The following is a 16926-nucleotide window of genomic DNA, read 5'->3' on the forward strand; positions in this document are numbered from 1 at the left end:
AAACAAACTGAAACTAAAAAAGATTTAAACAAAAAGCTTATGAACCAAACCTTGAATTAAAAAACAAACAAAAAACCATTAACTATTTAAACCAAACAAAAAAACTATTAACATGAACTTAAAACTCAAAATTGCACTAATTGGACTGCTGATCGTGGGCAGTCATAGTATAATGGCACAATCAAAGACCATTCATGGCGTGATTACAGATCCTTCTGGATTTCCGTTGCCAGGTGCCAGCATCAATGTAGAAGGTACGCAGAATAGCGCATCAACAGATTTTGACGGTAAATACTCTTTAAAAGGAGTTAATCCTACTGATAAAATAACGTATTCTTATGTTGGCTTAGTGTCACAGACTATTACTGTGGGCGAAAGAAATTCAATAAATGTAACTCTTATTCAATCTGCACAAAATTTAAATGAAGTTGTAGTAGCTTATGGTACTCAAAAGAGAACTAAGGTTACAGGAGCAGTTTCAACAGTAAGCTCAAAAGATATTGCCGCAGTGCCTATTACGAATGCTGAATCTGCTTTACAAGGGCGTGCAGCAGGGGTCACAGTTGTAAATGGCGCACCAGGTTCTAATCCTACCGTTAGTATTCGTGGTCTGGCTACAATGGGAAATAGCGCTCCTCTGTATGTAATTGATGGAGTTTTAACTGGGAATCTTTCAGGTTTAAGCCCTAATGATATCGAGAGTATCTCTGTTTTAAAAGACGCTTCGACTACAGCTTTGTACGGTTCTAAAGCTTTTAACGGTGTAATTATGGTCACTACCAAAAAAGGTAAAAAAGGTCCGGGGCAATTAAGTTTTAGCACTTACGTTGGGGGACAGGAAGTGACAAAAAGATACAATGTCTTAAATACGCAACAATATCTTCAATATGCTAAAGATTTAGGAAGCGATCTAACAGCAAGAGCGGCTGAATTTGGAAACATTAACACAAATTGGCAGGACCAGATTTTTCAAACTGGAGTTATGCAGGATTATAATCTGAGCTTTTCAAATGGTACAGAAACTTCGACAGGACGTTATTCTGCAGAATATATGAAACAAGACGGAGCTATTATAAACACTGGTTTCGAACGTTATTCTTTTAGAGCTAATAATACACAAGATATTGGCAAACTAAGAATTGGAAGCAACATGGGAGTTTCTTTCAGTACAATAAATCCGGAACGCAGCTCAGGCGGAAGAACACTCTTAGAGCATGCTATTAAAATGGCTCCTTATTTACCAATTTATAATGAAGATAATATCGGAGGATATCAAGGCCCTAGTGCTATTGATGGAAACGATGCAGAAAATCCAGTGCGTGTAGCTAATTTAGGATATCAGAAAATTAATAATTTATCGATTATCGGAAATATTTATGCCGAGTTAGAAATTTACAAAGGTTTGAAATTCAGATCACAAGTTTCTTTAGATTACTATACAAGCAAAGACCATACTTTTATTCCTGGTTTTCAGGATGGTTCTTATCACAAACAGGCATTTTCTTCAACAAACGAAACAAATTCACAAGGACAAACTATCGTTTTTGATAATAGCTTAACATATAAAACAACTATTGCTCAAAAACACAACCTTGAAGTATTAGGAGTTATTACTAAAATTGACGGAAAATCACAAAGCTTAGCAGCAGGAAGCCGCTATTATATTTCAAACGAAATTGATCAGCTGCGTTATAATGAAGGAAGTTTAGGATCTGCTAATTATGAAGAAAAAAACTTAGGATATATTGCTCGTATCAACTATGATTATGCTGATAAATACTTATTAGCTGTTTCAGGACGTAGAGATGCATCTTCTCGTTTTGGATCAAATAACCGTTGGGGTAATTTCTATTCTGTTGCTATAGGATGGAACATAGCTAAAGAAAGTTTTATGGAAAATTCTATTTTCAGCACATTAAAACTTAGAGCTAGTACAGGAACAACTGGAAATGACAGAATAGACAACTATCAATATAGCGCTACTTTATTGGCAAATTATAACTATCCAATTGGAGGAGCAAATGCGCCTGGGGTTTCTTTAGGTGTTGCGGCTAATCCAGACTTGAAATGGGAGTCAAAATTAGATAGAAATATTGGGGTTGATTTTGGTTTGTTTGATGATAAACTAACAGGTTCTTTTGAATATTTTAACAATAAAAGTAGTGACATTCTTTTTGCGGTTCCGCTTGCTGCTTCTGTTGGATCTGCAGGTGGTGGAACTCAAATTCAAAATATCGCAGACGTAAAAGTAAGCGGTTTTGAAGTTTCGCTTGGCTACAATGACAGAAAAGGAGACTTTACGTGGTCTGCAGTGGCAAATTTAGGAACAAGTAAAAATGAGGTAACGAGCTTAGCTCCTGGTGTAACTAGCGTATTAGGCGGCCCTACACCAAGAGCAGGTCTTGAAAACTTCTCTAGATTAGAAGTGGGACAGCCGTTATTTTATTTTTATGGATATCAGACTAATGGAATTTACCAAAACCAAGCAGAAGTTGATGCTGTTTTTGGACCGGGCCAGACTGCTATAAAACCGGGAGATATTAAAATTGTTGACCGTGACGGCAATAAAATCATCAATTCTGAGGATAAAACAAACATCGGAAATCCATATCCTGATTTCACTTACGGATTAAATTTAAGCGCAGCATATAAAAACTTTGATTTTAACTGTTTTATAACTGGAGTTGCGGGTAACGATATTTATAATGCAAATACTTTTGATTTAAAAGGAATGAACCGTTTGTTTAATGCAAGCACTGATGTTTTAGACAGGGCAATTGTTCAAAACGGTGTCGTAACAAACCCTTCTGCTACCTTGCCAAGAGCTCAAGGAGCTGATATCAACTGGTCTTCTGCAAACCAACGCTATATTGAGGATGGTTCTTTCACAAGATTAAAAAACATTGCTTTAGGTTATACATTAACAGGAGATGCCTTTAAGAGCTATTTCTCTAAAGCAAGATTCTATATAAGCGGACAAAATCTTATAACAATTACAAATTACTCTGGTTTAGATCCAGAAATTGCACGTGCAGACGGTAATGCAAATTCAGCAGGTATTGATTTAGGAAGATATCCACAGCCGAAATCGGTAATTTTTGGAATTGATGTTACATTTTAATATTTAAAGACGATGAAAAAAATTAAATATATACTTATAGTACTGTCTGGAGCTTTAACAATGACTTCATGTGACAGTAGCGAATTAGAATTGAGTAATCCCAATACTTTATCGCCTGAAACTTTCTTTAAAACAGAAGCTCAGGTGCAGTCTGCGGTAAATGCTTCATATGCAAATCTTCAGACAAGAGGACTTTATGGAAGAAATCTTTTCTTTGCCATGGATCTTATGGGACATGATGCTTTAGGAAATCCTCAGTTAGAAGGTAATAAGAAACCTTTTCAGGATTTTTCTTTTAATGCAGGAAACGATATTATTCAATATTATTGGGAATCTTGTTATATCGGAATTTCAAGAGCAAATTTCGTGTTAGACAATGAAGCTAAAATTAATGCCCTTCCAAATGCTGTTTTATCTCAGGAAAAAAAGAACAAATATCTAGGTGAAGCTCATTTTTTAAGAGCATACTATTACTTCCTTTTAGTGAAACGTTTTGGCGATTTGCCAATTTATAAAACTGGTACTATTATCGGAAACGCAAGAAGCCCTAAAGCAGAGGTATACGCTCTGATTGAGGAAGATCTTGTATTTGCGTCACAAAACCTTTTGCCAAAAACATCAGAAGCGGCAGGAAGAGCCAATAAAGAAGCTGCTTATGCTCAATTGGGTAAAGTATTGTTATATCAGAAAAAATATAATGAAGCTTTAGCTGCGCTTAATAATGTTACAAGTTACAGTCTTGAAGATAAAGGGAGTTTTTACAACAACTTTATGGAAGAAACTGAGCATGGTAAAGAATCTATTTTTGAAATTGAGTTTGATGAAAAAAATGGAACTGGTGATCAATGGGGTGCTGCTGGTGATAGCCAAGGAACAGGTTTTGAAGAATCAACACTAAGAGGTCAAGAATATGGTAATCTTAGCTGGTACAATGTTTATCCTTCAGATGATCTTTTAGATTCTTATGAAGTAGGCGATAACCGCTTTGGAGATACTTTTTATGTGCCAGGATCATCTTATTTAAAGGGAACTAAGGTAATGGTGGCAAGTGATTTTACAACCTCTGCTGGTATTAGAAGAGCGGGTTGGAAAAAATATCAAAACTATTACGATAGAGAAGATGAGGCAACACGTTCAAGCATTAACTTTAAAGTAATGCGTTATGCAGATGTATTGCTTATGAAAGCAGAATGTGAAAACCAAAGAGATGGCGGCTCACAAACAGCAGCCATAGCATACATTAAAGAAGTTCGTGATAGAGCAAATTTAACAACAAATATTACCGCATCAAAAGATGCCGTTTTTGCTGCAATTGTCCACGAACGTCAAGTAGAATTTGCCGGAGAGCAATCTCGTTTTGATGATATTATAAGATGGGGTATAGCAAGTACTGTATTGCAAGGAACAGGTTTTACTGCTGGTAAAAGCGAATTATGGCCAATACCAAACAGAGAAACCTCGTCTAATCCTAAAATAAAGCCTAGCGATAATAATCCTGGTTATTAAGGCTTTAAATTTTGGTTAGTTTAAGTTAAGTTAGTTTTTATAAACAGCGCAGTAAATGCGCTGTTTATTGTTTAAAGAAATAGTATTGAAGAAAAAGTCAAATTGTATTTTGAATTAATAGAATTAAAAAATGAAAAATATAAGTAAAATTTTATTTGTGACCATTTCTTGTTTTTTTACAATAAGCATAGAAGCACAAAACCCTATTATTAGAAACATCTTTACAGCAGATCCAGCTCCTCTTGTACATAAAGGAATCTTGTATTTATATACAGGACACGATGTAGCAACTCAGGATGATACCAATTATAAAATGGCTGACTGGCATGTGTTTTCGACAACAAATATGAAGGACTGGAAAGATCACGGAGCGTTGCTTTCGCCAAGCGCATTTTCATGGGCAACCGGCGATGCTTATGCTGCTCAATGCATCGAGAGAGATGGAAAGTTTTATTGGTTTGTTTCGACATTTCATAAAAAAAATGAAGTAAGCCAAGGCGGTGCTGCAATAGGAGTGGCTGTTTCAGATAGTCCAACTGGGCCTTTTAAAGATGCAATAGGAAAAGCACTTATTATAAATGAAATGACAACAGATATGAAGTATGGTTGGGATGATATTGACCCAACAGTATTTATAGATGATGATGGACAAGCCTATATGTTTTGGGGAAATGGAAGTTGCAAATGGGTAAAACTTAAGAAAAACATGACAGAAGTAGATGGTGGAATTACCACTTTTAAGCCTAAAAATTATATTGAAGGTCCATGGGTCTATAAAAGAAAAGGACTTTATTATTTAGTGTACGCCAGTGAAGGAACAAAAACCGAAATGATAGAGTATTGTACAGCAAAAAGTATAACTGGACCATGGAAGTATCAGGGAATTATTCAGGAAAATGTACCAAATAGTTTTACCACACATCCCGGAATTATTGACTATAAAGGAAAGTCGTACTTTTTTTACCACAATGGAAGTTTGCCAACAGGAGGCAGTTACAGACGTTCAATCTGCGTAGACTATATGCATTATAATAAAGACGGAACCATTCAAAAAATTGTACAAACTACAGATGGCGTAAGTTCTGTAAAATAAAATCTCATTTTATTTTTTCATATGAAGAAATACTATTTAAAAAGATAAACATGATAGAATATAAAAAATTAAACATTAAAATTTCTGCATTTGTGATGATCTTCATACTGACACTGCCGTTATCGGGACTAGGGCAGAATAAGAAGAAAACAGCTAAAACAGAATCTGAAAGGCCTCAGTATAGAAATCTCTTTAAGGAAGCAGGCTACAGTCAAGACGAAATAGACAAGAAATTAGCCAAAGCTTATTTTGATATATTCGAAGGTCCAAATAAAGTATATTTTGAAGAAGGTGATTCTCTAGGATATGTTTCTGACGTTAAAAATAAAGATGCCCGTACCGAGGGAATGTCTTATGGTATGATGGTTGCCGTTCAGCTTAACAAAAAAGAGGTTTTCGATCGTTTATGGAGATGGTCTGTAAAATACATGCAGCATCAAGATGGACCTAGAGAAGGATATTTTGCGTGGAGCGTAAATCCAGAGACTAAAAAACAAAATTCTCTAGGTTCTGCTTCAGATGGAGAACTGTATTATATAACGAGCTTGCTTTTCGCTTCTAATAAATGGGGTAATGATACAGGAATAAACTACTACAAAGAAGCCAGAAGAATACTAGATGCCATGTGGAAAAAAGACGGAACAGGCAATGTACATAATATTATAAATACAGAACATAAGCAAATTTCTTTTGTGCCAGAAGGAGGCGGTTATAATTGGACAGATCCTTCTTATCATGTTCCAGCCTTTTATGAAATATGGGCATGCTATGCTAAAGACGGACATGAACAGTTCTATAAGGAATGTGCCGATGTGTCACGTAACTTTTTGCATAAGGCCTGTCATCCTGTTACGGGGCTAAATTCAGATTATACCGAATTTAACGGAGAACCACATCCGACACCTTGGATGCCTCCTGGATTCCGTTATGATTCTTGGCGTGTCCCTATGAATATTGCTATGGATTACACTTGGAACCGAAAAGATAAAGAATGGCAGGAAGACTATTCGAAGCGATTTCAAAATTTTCTTAGATCTAAAGGATTAGACAAGTTTGAAGATCAATTTAATTTGGATGGTTCGACTCCCGACTTTATCCTTCAGGCTGGCCCTGTTAAAAAACTAAGACATTCTATTGGTCTAGTGGCTACTTCAGCAACAGCATCATTGGTCAATCAGGATAAAGAAAGTTTAGATTTTGTTCATGCGGTTTGGAATGCAAAGCTCGAACCTTATGAAGACGGTTATTTTGATCCGTATTATGATGGGCTAATGTATCTTTTTAGCCTAATGCATCTTAGCGGAAAATATCAAATTATTGTTCCAGAAGTAAAATAATTTTTTAAACAAAAAATATGAAACAGCAAAGAATTGTTAGCTTATTGATTTTATCAGGATTTGTTGTACTTCCTTTTTAACTCTACACTTTATCTTTGCATATTTTTTCCGTATAAGTGTTTTCTTTAAAAAAGGAGCTATCTAACGTACTTATACGGTTTTTATTGTGTTCTTTAACAAAAAATTACCATTTCATATTTCCTTTTATTACTTTTACTGTGAATTTAACAGAAAAGCAGAGGATTATGATCAATTTAGCACGAAGAAATTTTATAAAAAATGTTGGATTTGTTGGTGTAACAACTCTTTTTTGTGGCTCTCTAGCAGCTCAGAGCACTCTGGAAAATTTTTCGATTTCAGAAAATGATGAAGAAAATATTCTAGCCAAATTCTCAAAAATAACTTTTTTTGATGCTTTCCTTTTAGATCAATCTCTAGCAGATTGCTATAAAAAATCTATTTTAAAATGGGAGAAGACGGGATACGCTGCTTCAGGAAATTATTGTTTCGGTTCTTCGGACGGTCTGCTAAAAATGTTTCCCATGCATCTTCAAACTGAGGCTACTGGAAAAGTAGATAATGTTTTGCTATGCTTTGGAAAAGATTCAAATGGTAACTGGAAATCTCTAAGACCTTTATCGGGATTTGATTTAGAAGCTATTACTGTAGCTATGAAAGACTTAAATATATATCGTAACGATGTTAATTTATCTCATTATTTATTTCCTGCTCCAGTACAGAAATTAGATCCTTATGGCTTTTATACAAGAAAAGGAAGCGTTTCTCTGCAAACTAATTTATCCCCAGAACAAACCGTGACAAAAATTATGATAAAAGAAGGCAATTCTATTGTATATCAAAAGGAAATAATTTCTAAGCATAGTTTTGCTTCAGATTCTTTTTTGGTCTAATATATTTTACTTCGTAAAACTTACAAATAGTCAATATTATGGCAACACCTTATTTAGGAGAAATACGTATCATGTCTTTTAACTTTGCTCCAAAAGGCTGGACTTTATGTAATGGGCAGTTTTTGCCTATAAACCAAAATCAAGCTTTGTTTTCTCTACTAGGAACAATGTATGGAGGCAATGGACAAACGACATTTGCTTTACCAAATTTAAAAGGAAGAATTCCTATTCATTTTGGAAATGGGCATACAATAGGAGACCAAGGTGGAGAAGAAGCACATACTGTAAGTGTATCAGAACTGCCTCAGCACACTCATATATTGCAGGCGAAAACAGATTCGGTAAGTACCAATGTACCTAGCTCTTTAAATTCATTGGCTAATACTGCCCCTAATTTAGTTTATAGCGGTCAAAGTCAAAATTTTACTTCGATGAACTCTGGTTCTCTTAAAAGTATCGGCGGAAGTCAGCCTCATTTAAACATGCAACCATTCCTTACCTTGAATTTTTGTATTTCTTTACAAGGTATTTTTCCTTCTCAAAATTAATTATTAATTGTAAAAAGTAAAGATATGGCACAACCTTTCGTTGGGGAAATCAGAATGTTTGGAGGAAACTTTGCTCCTGCAGGATGGATGTTCTGTGAAGGACAGATTCTTCCTATTTCTGAGTATGATACATTATTTCAATTAATTGGCACTACTTATGGAGGCGATGGCCAAAGTACTTTTGCTTTACCAGATTTACGCGGAAGAGTTCCTATCCATTTCGGCACATCCTCTAGTGGTACAAACTATACATTAGCAGAAACAGGTGGGGCAGAAAATATTACGTTAACCATTAATCAAATTCCTGCTCACACGCATAATTTAATAGCGACTACAGATTTGGCAGATACTGCAAGTCCGTCAAATGCACTATTTAGCACTAATCCTCCAGGAAGTAAAATGTTTTCTAGTGCTGTACCAACATCGGATTTAAATGCATCATCGGTTACAAGTGCAGGAGGAAGTCAGCCTCACACTAATTTTCAGCCTTATTTGTGTGTTAATTTTATCCTTTCGTTGTATGGAATATTTCCTAGTCAAACATAGAAATTTTAAAATTTTCAATACTTTTTAAATAAAAATAAAAAACAATATATCTATGGATCAATTTGTTGCCGAGATACGCCTTTTTCCCTTCAATTTTGCACCAAAAGGTTGGGCCATGTGCAATGGGCAATTATTGCCTATATCTCAAAATACATCGCTTTTTTCTTTGCTGGGAACTACATATGGAGGTGACGGGAAAAGCACTTTTGCTCTCCCGAATTTACAAGGGAGTGTTCCTATGCATCCAGGACAAGGTCCAGGATTATCTTTACACGATTTAGGGGAAACAGGCGGAAGTGAAAATGTTAGTTTGCTTGAGTCTGAAATTCCATCTCACAATCATTCATTGATGGCTGCAACTTCAAACTCACAGTCAACATCTCCGACTAATAATAGTTTAGGCCGTGGAAATCCTATACGAATTTATGGCCAGACGGGAACAAATAGCAATATGAGCTTAAACTCCGTAGCTATAGCTGGCTCGGGATTGCCACACAATAATATGATGCCTTATTTGACAATGAATTTTTGTATTGCGCTTCAGGGAATTTTTCCACCAAGAAGCTAATTTAAATGGATTTGAATTTAGAAATAAAAGATATTAGTTTTCGAGAGATTCAGAAAAGTGATAAAACTCTTCTTCGGGAAATATATGGCAGTACTCGTCAAGAAGAACTAGATAAAGGAACTAATTGGAATGATGAACAAAAAAGACTTTTTATTGATCAGCAATTTTCTGTCCAGCATGAATATTATCAGAAGAATTTTTTGGATGCAAAATTTTATATAATTGAAAAAGAAAAAGTTCCGGTTGGAAGATTATATATTGATTTCCTTTCTGAAAATGAACCTGTGAGAATTATAGATATTACAATATTGCCTGAATGGAGAAATAAAAATATTGGCAGCTCCATTTTAAATGAAATCCTTAAAAAAGCAGGCAGCAATAATTTAAATGTCTCGATACATGTTGAGGCTTTTAACCCAGCAATGAATTTATATAAACGATTAGGATTTAAAAAAATAAGTGAAACAAATGGTGTTTACCATTTAATGGAATGGAATTCTAATAACTGATTTTAACGATTAACAAAATTATATGGATATATCTTTACTCTCTGCAAATAAGTTTAATTCTATGCTTAATAGAGTATTTGTTATTAAATTTTCAGAAGAAATTCAGCATGATGCGGAGTTAATCTCTGTAACTGAATTTGATAGTTACTCTCCATTACAAAGAACTCCATTTTCTCTAGTTTTTCGAACTCAGCAAAAAGACGAATATTACGAACAGGGTATTTTTAATATTATACACCCTGAAGAAGGCAATTTAGAATTATTTCTTACACCACTTGGGTTTGATGAAGTGGGAATGAAATATGAAGCGGTATTTTCTTAATTAGGCTAATTAAAAGCAAAAAAAATGAAAAATAACAAACTCTTAGTTGTAATAATACTGGTTGGATTTCTAAGTTTTGGAATGAAATACAACACTATTATTAGGAAAAATTTTGTTGCTCCTATAGTTGAAAGTTTTGTAAAAGCTGAAAAAACTTTTATAGATCAGAAAAAAGAAAGTAAAGTTAAAAAAGTTGAAATTAAAACAGGTAAAACAAGCGCGCCAGCTGTAGCTGCTACAGTTACCGTAACAAATACTGTAGCGGTAAATGGAGGTGGAAATGCTCAGCCTGGTTCTCAGCTTGATTTTACTGTAACGATAACAAATACAGGTGCGGAAGATGCTTTAGGAATGAATTTCGAAGATATTTTAGATTCTAATCTAACCTTAATTCCAAACTCTTTTAAAGCAACACCAATAGCAAACAATAATTCTTATTCCTGTATCGGAAATGTTGGAATAGATGTAGATGCAGCAGGCGGTGTTTTAGCAAATGATTTTAGCCCTGATGGAACTGTTTTATCAGTTTCTTTATTGACAGGAGCAACAAACGGATCTGTAATTCTGAATGCAAACGGTTCTTTTACTTATAATCCAAACGCAGGATATTCAGGATCTGATAGTTTTACCTACACTTTAACATCAGCTAATGGTAAAACCGCAACTGCAACAGTAAATATTGCGGTATCAACTCCTATTATCTTTGTTAATAGTGCGGCTGCAACAGCAGGAAACGGAACTTTAGCTACACCTTACCAAACTTTAAATGCTATTACAGGAAGCGCTGCATATCCTATTTTTATTTACTCAGGTACAGTTACTGGACTTTTGACTTTAAATGATAATCAAAAAGTAATTGGGCAAGGGGCAAGTGCAAGTCTGGCTTCTATATTAAGTCTTTCCGTGCCAACTTATAGTAATGTTTTACCTTCTACTGGCGGAACAAATCCTACTATTGCCGGTGTCAATTTAAAAGCAAATAATGATATTCAAGCTGTTGCGTTAACAGGTACTTTATCTGGTTCATCTATTGGAGCTTTAAAAGTTAGGAATACAACTATTAGTACAACAAATGCACAGGCCGTTAATATTACGAGCGGTGGTACTTTAGATTGTATTTTTACCAGTATTTCTGCTAGTGGAGTCTCTAAAGGAATTTCAGTAAGTAGTTCACAAGGAAGTTTTCAGGTTACTGGAACAGGACCTATTGCAGGATCTGGAGGGACAATACAAAATATAGCTTTAAGAGGTGTTGAGTTTATATCGTGTGCCAATGTTACGCTTAAAAACATGAATTTTACTAATGCAAATAATTCTACTACTGTAATTCGTGATACTGAAGATGATAACACTAATTCTTATGGTGCACTGCATTTTAAAACCATCTCTGGAGGTGTTAGTTTAGATAATATTGTTATCATCGGTACTACAAACTCTGTTGGAATAAATTTGAATGATGTTAATAATTTAGTATTAGCTAATAGTACAATTACAGGCTGTGGAAGTGCAAATGGAGGAAATGTAAGTGTTGGAGGAATATTTGCGTTAAATTTAAAAGGGACATGTTCGATAACAAACACAAATGTTAATGATTCTTGGGGAAGAGGCTTTTTTGGATTTAATGGACAACTTTCTCAAAATCCTGCACTTAATTTGACAGTAACCGGTTGTCAATTTAAAAACTCTTTTAATAAATCAAACGGAGACAGTAATTTTATTTTTCAAGCTAAAGGAACAACAAACAATACATTAGTTTTTAAAAAGAATGATTTTTCTAATTCAAAAACTACTGGTTTAGCTCTGAATTTTAGCGGATCTTCTGTAAATACAGTTCAAATTGGAGGAGATAATGCATCCACAGATGCTAATACTATAAATGCAGCAACTGTAAGTCCTGGAAGCAATGGTTTATCTTTGCAAGTAGGCGGTACAGCAACTGTGAGCTACAATATTCTAAATAACACTTTAAAATCAAGTTATAATGGTCTTTCTGCATGCAGTGTTGGAAATCAAGGCTCGGGAACTATAAAAGGGCGTATAAATAATAATACTATTGATGGTGGAGGTTCAACTTCTTCTAGTAATGGTATTAGTGTTGCCGCTTATGGAAATGCCAAACATATTACCGAAATAGCTAATAATATAATTACTAATGCGGCTAATTACGGTATTTTCTCTGAAGCAAATGATAATGCTGTATTAAGTGTGGGAAGAATTGATGCTTCTATTACTAATAATAACATTAGTGTTGTAAATAATGCTTACACTCATATTGGAGTAGTTGCTTATGCTGATAATGCTTCTAGCATAATAGTTAGTGCTGCAAAAGTTACTGGTAATATAGTTAACTCCGCCAGCGGATTGGTAAAAGGAAATTTTGATGTGTTCTCTCAGGGGCCAAATTGTTCGGTAATTTTGCAGGGCAGTCCACCCTATGTTTCAGGAAGCGGAGACAGAAGCGCCGCATTGACAACTTTCTGGAATAGCAATAATACTAGCACTCCAACAGGAGTAGGGGTGGATGAAGGAGGTACTGGAGTTATAACTTCAGGAACTGTCACTATTCCTGACAATGGAAGTGCTTCAAGAATGGCTACTCAGAAAGAAGCAGTACAAGAAGAAACTGCGGCTCCTACGACAGAATCCGTGAATAGTAATACAACTAATAATTCAGTATCAGCTAAAACTGCCATAGCAAAAGTGGTTAATCAAACGCTTACTGCCGGACCATTTGCTTTAGCTGCCGGAAAAAGCACTGTAATTACTTTTAGTGCGACAATTAACGCTGCGGGCACATTACCGCAAAATACCTGTTCTGTTACAAATCAGGCAACCGTTAGTGGTTCTAATTTTACAACTGTAAATTCTAATATTACAACGACATCAATTAAACCAGAAAGTGCAGCAGTTACTGAAGACACACAAAATATTCCTTGTTTAGGAAGTACTGCTGTTACTTTAAACGCTTCTTGTCCACTTGGTACAACTGCTACCTGGTATAACGCGATGGCTGGCGGAACAAGTTTTGCAACAGGAAATTCAGTTTCTGCAACACCTACAGAAAATAATACAACTTATTGTGTTGCTTGTGAAACAGCTTATTGTGCAAGCGATAGAGTTCTGGTAAAAACTGTAACGGGAACTCCATCTACAACTTCTACACCTGAAACGGTAAATGCATGTGATTCTTATACATGGAGTGCAAATGGAATAACTTATACCACTTCTGGAACATACACAATTGTGAGTGGATGTGATACCAAAACTCTTAATTTAACTATTACTCCATCTACAACTTCTACACCTGAAACAATAACTGCATGTGATTCTTACACATGGAGTGCAAATGGAACAACTTATACCGCTACTGGAACGTATACTACAGTTGTCGGATGTGATACTAAAACTCTAGACTTAACAATCACTCCCTCAACTTCATCTCCAACCGAAAATATTTCTAGATGTGATTCTTACACTTGGCCGGTAAATGGCACTAATTATACAACATCTGGAACTTATACTCATAAAATAGGATGCGACACCAAGACTTTAGCATTAACGATCACTAATTCTACAAGTTCTACACAAACTGAAAGCGCTTGCGATAGCTATACCTGGCCAGTAAATGGCACTACTTATACCTCTTCTGGAAATTATACCTATTCTTCTGGATGCGATACCAAGACTTTAGCATTAACTATTAGCAATTCTTCAGCAATTCTAAAAACAGTAACCTTAAATTCTGGAATATTAACATCGGACTATTCTGGAGCAGCTTATCAATGGTATAAGTGTCCCAACACACTGCTAACAAATGAAAACAACCAATCATTTAAAGCAACAGTCGCTGGAGATTATAAAGTTGAAATTACTGTTGCAGGATGTACAATTGTTTCTGATTGTATTAATGTAAGTACTTTGGGACTAGACGATTTCAAAGTATCCGACTTTAAAATGTACCCTGTTCCAAGCAAAGGAATTTTAAATGTTGTTACCAAATATGATGGAAATTACATTATAATAGATACCTCTGGAAAAATTATAAAATCAGTAAATCTAAAATCAGATATTCTAAATACAATTCACTTAGAAAATCTTGAAGATGGTATTTATTTAATTAAAAAAATAGATAACGGTTCATTTAAAGCTCAGAAATTTATTTTGAAAAAATAAGGTAATTTGTCAGATGTATCGATGGTTAATTATTGCATCTAACATTTACGGAAAATTAGAGTTTTATAGTAATTAATATAGCATAAAAATTAAAACAGCCTTCGGGCTGTTTTTTATTTAAGCTTCATGCCAGTTAGTTTTAGATTCCTAGTTCAGCAACAGAGTCAATGTTCAAAAAATAAATAGCATGCAATGCACCATGATTCTGCCATGAAATTTATACAAGACAATACTGTATAATTTGCTTAGCTCTTTATGGCAGAGAAGTTATCAATTCCAAAAGGTTGAATGTATACTTTTTCCATAATAATTTAACATATTTAATAGTATTAATAAACTTTCGTTACCATTTCATCTATAGGCAAACGAACTTTTTTCATAGTTGCCATGTAGTCCTTTTCCAAATCACGGTATCCTAAAGCAAGAATAACTGTAGAATGCAGCCCTTTCTCTTTCAAACCTAAAACCTCGTCGATAATAGAAGCATTAAATCCTTCGATAGGAGTGGCATCCACTTTCAATTCTGCTGCAGCAATAAGTGCTGTTCCCAGTGCAATATAAGCCTGTTTTGCTGCCCAAAGTGCTTTCTGTTCTGAGTTAATAGCGCTAAAATAAGCATGCAATCCATTTCTAAATCCTGATAAAGCGCCAGCATCAAGACCTCTTTCTTTTTCTGTCATTGCCATGTAATTGTCAATGTAACTCGAAGACATGTCATTGAGTGCAGCAAAAACCAACAAATGAGAACAAGATTCAATTTGTCTATTATACGAATCAGCACCTAATTTTTTTTGGATTTCTGGGTTGCTTACAACAAAAACACGGTAAGATTGCAGACCGCAAGAAGATGCTGAGAGATTTATAGCCTCTAAGATTTGGTCAACTTTTTCTTCTGCTACTTTAATGTTGGAATAAGCTTTGGCGGCATAGCGCCATTTTAAATTTTCTATTAAATTCATTACTATATCTATCTTAAATTTTGGCAAATATAAATTATATTGTTTTCTTTTTCGAGGTTTGAATTGCTATGGGAAATTTCAAATGGGTCATGTCCTAGCTCTCCAAAGAATAATTATCTGTTTTCTTTCAATATTTTATTTGTAAAAAGATTAATAATCTTTAAAAATATATTAAAAAAGAATATTTAACTGTATTTTTTGATTTAATAGGATATTAAATCTTTTGTTTTAAAATTTGCAAGGTAAAAAAACTAAACCTTGTCATCAAATGAAAGCGAAAATACAAGAAGATTTAAGAATAAGTGAAAAGCAGGATATTGAAAATACCCAGAATACAATCCAAAATGATTTTGTGTTCACGCTAAAAAGCACTTGTTTAGATGAAAATTATCACCCCTCAAGTAAAACGCGTTTGACAACCAATTTTGCCAACTTGGCCAGAGGGGCTAATCGCCAGCAAAACTTACGCAATGCCTTAAATATGATTAATAATCGATTCAATGCATTGGCTCATTTGGATAATCCAAAAGGAGATCGTTACCATGTAGAACTTGAAATTCTCACAGTAACAATGATTATTGATGATAAGAACGGTAGTAATGATCTACCGATGATTGAAGTTTTAAAAACAAATATTATTGACCGTAAGACCGGCCAGCAAATCGAAGGAGTTGCCGGAAATAATTATTCCTCTTATGTTCGGGATTATGATTTCAGTATTTTATTGATTGACCATAATAAAAATAAATCTACTTTTTCTATTCCTGAGGATTTTGGTGAGTTGCACGGAAAACTTTATAAGTGTTTTGTGAATTCAGCCACTTATAAAGAGCACTTTAAGATATCACCGATCATTTGTCTAAGTGTATCGAGTAACAAAACTTATAGTCGCACAGAGTATCAGCATCCAGTTCTGGGTTTTGAGTATCTGCAAGATCAGTATTCTATCACTGATGAATATTTCTCTCAAATGGGCTTAAAAGTTCGTTTTTTCATGCCTTCGAATAGTGTGGCACCGATGGCTTTTTATCATTCCGGAGATCTACTTGCCGATTATACAGATCTTGGATTAATCAGCTCAATCAGTACGATGGAGACTTTTCAGAAGATTTATCGCCCTGAAATTTACAATGCAAATTCAGTGGCTGGGAAAATCTATCAACCTAGTCTTAAACACGAAGATTATTCACTAACTCGCGTGGATTATGACCGCGAAGAACGCAGCCGACTGGCTGTTGAACAGGGTAAATATGCAGAAGAGCATTTCATTAAACCTTACAAAAGTCTCCTGGAACAATGGTCTGCTAATTTTACCCTTTAATTGATTACAACG

At 34.8% G+C, this 16926-nt stretch carries 13 protein-coding genes; 12 read left to right on the plus strand and 1 reads right to left on the minus strand.

Translation table 11 applies throughout. The features are described 5' to 3' along the window. Window positions 1-112 precede the first annotated feature (112 nt). From AC1Q5Z_RS05160 to AC1Q5Z_RS05210, 11 genes are all read left to right on the plus strand, one after another. On the plus strand, window positions 113-3121 hold the full coding sequence (locus AC1Q5Z_RS05160; RefSeq protein WP_492443994.1) for a SusC/RagA family TonB-linked outer membrane protein: 3009 nt from the start codon (window positions 113-115) through the stop codon (window positions 3119-3121). Window positions 3122-3133: 12 nt separating this feature from the next. Next, window positions 3134-4627: a RagB/SusD family nutrient uptake outer membrane protein gene (locus AC1Q5Z_RS05165; RefSeq protein ID WP_492443995.1), complete on the plus strand. Its 1494-nt coding sequence runs from the start codon at window positions 3134-3136 to the stop codon at window positions 4625-4627. 130 nt (window positions 4628-4757) lie between these two features. After that, window positions 4758-5720: a glycoside hydrolase family 43 protein gene (locus AC1Q5Z_RS05170; protein ID WP_492443996.1), complete on the plus strand. Its 963-nt coding sequence runs from the start codon at window positions 4758-4760 to the stop codon at window positions 5718-5720. A gap of 50 nt (window positions 5721-5770) precedes the next feature. Then, window positions 5771-7057 (plus strand): family 8 glycosyl hydrolase, encoded by a 1287-nt coding sequence (locus AC1Q5Z_RS05175; RefSeq protein WP_492443997.1) that lies wholly within the window; start codon window positions 5771-5773, stop codon window positions 7055-7057. A gap of 218 nt (window positions 7058-7275) precedes the next feature. Then, on the plus strand, window positions 7276-7968 hold the full coding sequence (locus AC1Q5Z_RS05180; protein WP_343587680.1) for a hypothetical protein: 693 nt from the start codon (window positions 7276-7278) through the stop codon (window positions 7966-7968). Window positions 7969-8006: 38 nt separating this feature from the next. After that, complete coding sequence (locus AC1Q5Z_RS05185) at window positions 8007-8516, plus strand: phage tail protein (RefSeq protein ID WP_278021763.1); 510 nt, start codon at window positions 8007-8009, stop codon at window positions 8514-8516. Between the two features lie 24 nt (window positions 8517-8540). Then, window positions 8541-9062, plus strand: coding sequence for a phage tail protein (locus AC1Q5Z_RS05190; protein WP_233074062.1), 522 nt, complete (start codon window positions 8541-8543; stop codon window positions 9060-9062). Window positions 9063-9114: 52 nt separating this feature from the next. Then, a complete protein-coding gene (locus AC1Q5Z_RS05195; RefSeq protein ID WP_492443998.1) occupies window positions 9115-9630 on the plus strand; it encodes a phage tail protein in 516 nt (171 codons plus the stop codon). A gap of 5 nt (window positions 9631-9635) precedes the next feature. Next, on the plus strand, window positions 9636-10139 hold the full coding sequence (locus AC1Q5Z_RS05200; RefSeq protein WP_233074061.1) for a GNAT family N-acetyltransferase: 504 nt from the start codon (window positions 9636-9638) through the stop codon (window positions 10137-10139). Window positions 10140-10161: 22 nt separating this feature from the next. Then, window positions 10162-10461 carry a DUF6916 family protein gene (locus AC1Q5Z_RS05205; RefSeq protein WP_198855793.1) on the plus strand — a complete coding sequence of 100 codons (300 nt, stop codon included), beginning with the start codon at window positions 10162-10164 and terminating at the stop codon, window positions 10459-10461. A 24-nt stretch (window positions 10462-10485) separates the two neighbouring features. Beyond that, entirely contained in the window at window positions 10486-14634 is a 4149-nt protein-coding gene (locus AC1Q5Z_RS05210) for an Ig-like domain-containing protein (RefSeq protein WP_492443999.1), read from the plus strand. 329 nt (window positions 14635-14963) lie between these two features. Here the strand turns inward: AC1Q5Z_RS05210 and AC1Q5Z_RS05215 are convergent, their stop codons facing one another. Then, on the minus strand, window positions 14964-15593 hold the full coding sequence (locus tag AC1Q5Z_RS05215; protein ID WP_492444000.1) for a nitroreductase family protein: 630 nt from the start codon (window positions 15591-15593) through the stop codon (window positions 14964-14966). 268 nt (window positions 15594-15861) lie between these two features. On the opposite strand from AC1Q5Z_RS05215, the gene AC1Q5Z_RS05220 reads away from it, so the two are divergent. Beyond that, complete coding sequence (locus tag AC1Q5Z_RS05220; RefSeq protein ID WP_492444001.1) at window positions 15862-16914, plus strand: DUF1852 domain-containing protein; 1053 nt, start codon at window positions 15862-15864, stop codon at window positions 16912-16914. Window positions 16915-16926 lie beyond the last annotated feature (12 nt).

The sequence above is a fragment of the Flavobacterium sp. GW823-FHT06G12 genome (assembly GCF_058794775.1).

Bases quoted from the DNA above. Each gene is read 5' to 3' on its own strand.
- AC1Q5Z_RS05160 (WP_492443994.1), top strand. From the start codon at position 113: ATGAACTTAAAACTCAAAATTGCACTAATTGGACTGCTGATCGTGGGC.
- AC1Q5Z_RS05165 (WP_492443995.1), top strand. From the start codon at position 3,134: ATGAAAAAAATTAAATATATACTTATAGTACTGTCTGGAGCTTTAACA.
- AC1Q5Z_RS05170 (WP_492443996.1), top strand. From the start codon at position 4,758: ATGAAAAATATAAGTAAAATTTTATTTGTGACCATTTCTTGTTTTTTT.
- AC1Q5Z_RS05175 (WP_492443997.1), top strand. From the start codon at position 5,771: ATGATAGAATATAAAAAATTAAACATTAAAATTTCTGCATTTGTGATG.
- AC1Q5Z_RS05185 (WP_278021763.1), top strand. From the start codon at position 8,007: ATGGCAACACCTTATTTAGGAGAAATACGTATCATGTCTTTTAACTTT.
- AC1Q5Z_RS05190 (WP_233074062.1), top strand. From the start codon at position 8,541: ATGGCACAACCTTTCGTTGGGGAAATCAGAATGTTTGGAGGAAACTTT.
- AC1Q5Z_RS05195 (WP_492443998.1), top strand. From the start codon at position 9,115: ATGGATCAATTTGTTGCCGAGATACGCCTTTTTCCCTTCAATTTTGCA.
- AC1Q5Z_RS05200 (WP_233074061.1), top strand. From the start codon at position 9,636: ATGGATTTGAATTTAGAAATAAAAGATATTAGTTTTCGAGAGATTCAG.
- AC1Q5Z_RS05205 (WP_198855793.1), top strand. From the start codon at position 10,162: ATGGATATATCTTTACTCTCTGCAAATAAGTTTAATTCTATGCTTAAT.
- AC1Q5Z_RS05210 (WP_492443999.1), top strand. From the start codon at position 10,486: ATGAAAAATAACAAACTCTTAGTTGTAATAATACTGGTTGGATTTCTA.
- AC1Q5Z_RS05215 (WP_492444000.1), bottom strand. From the start codon at position 15,593: ATGAATTTAATAGAAAATTTAAAATGGCGCTATGCCGCCAAAGCTTAT.
- AC1Q5Z_RS05220 (WP_492444001.1), top strand. From the start codon at position 15,862: ATGAAAGCGAAAATACAAGAAGATTTAAGAATAAGTGAAAAGCAGGAT.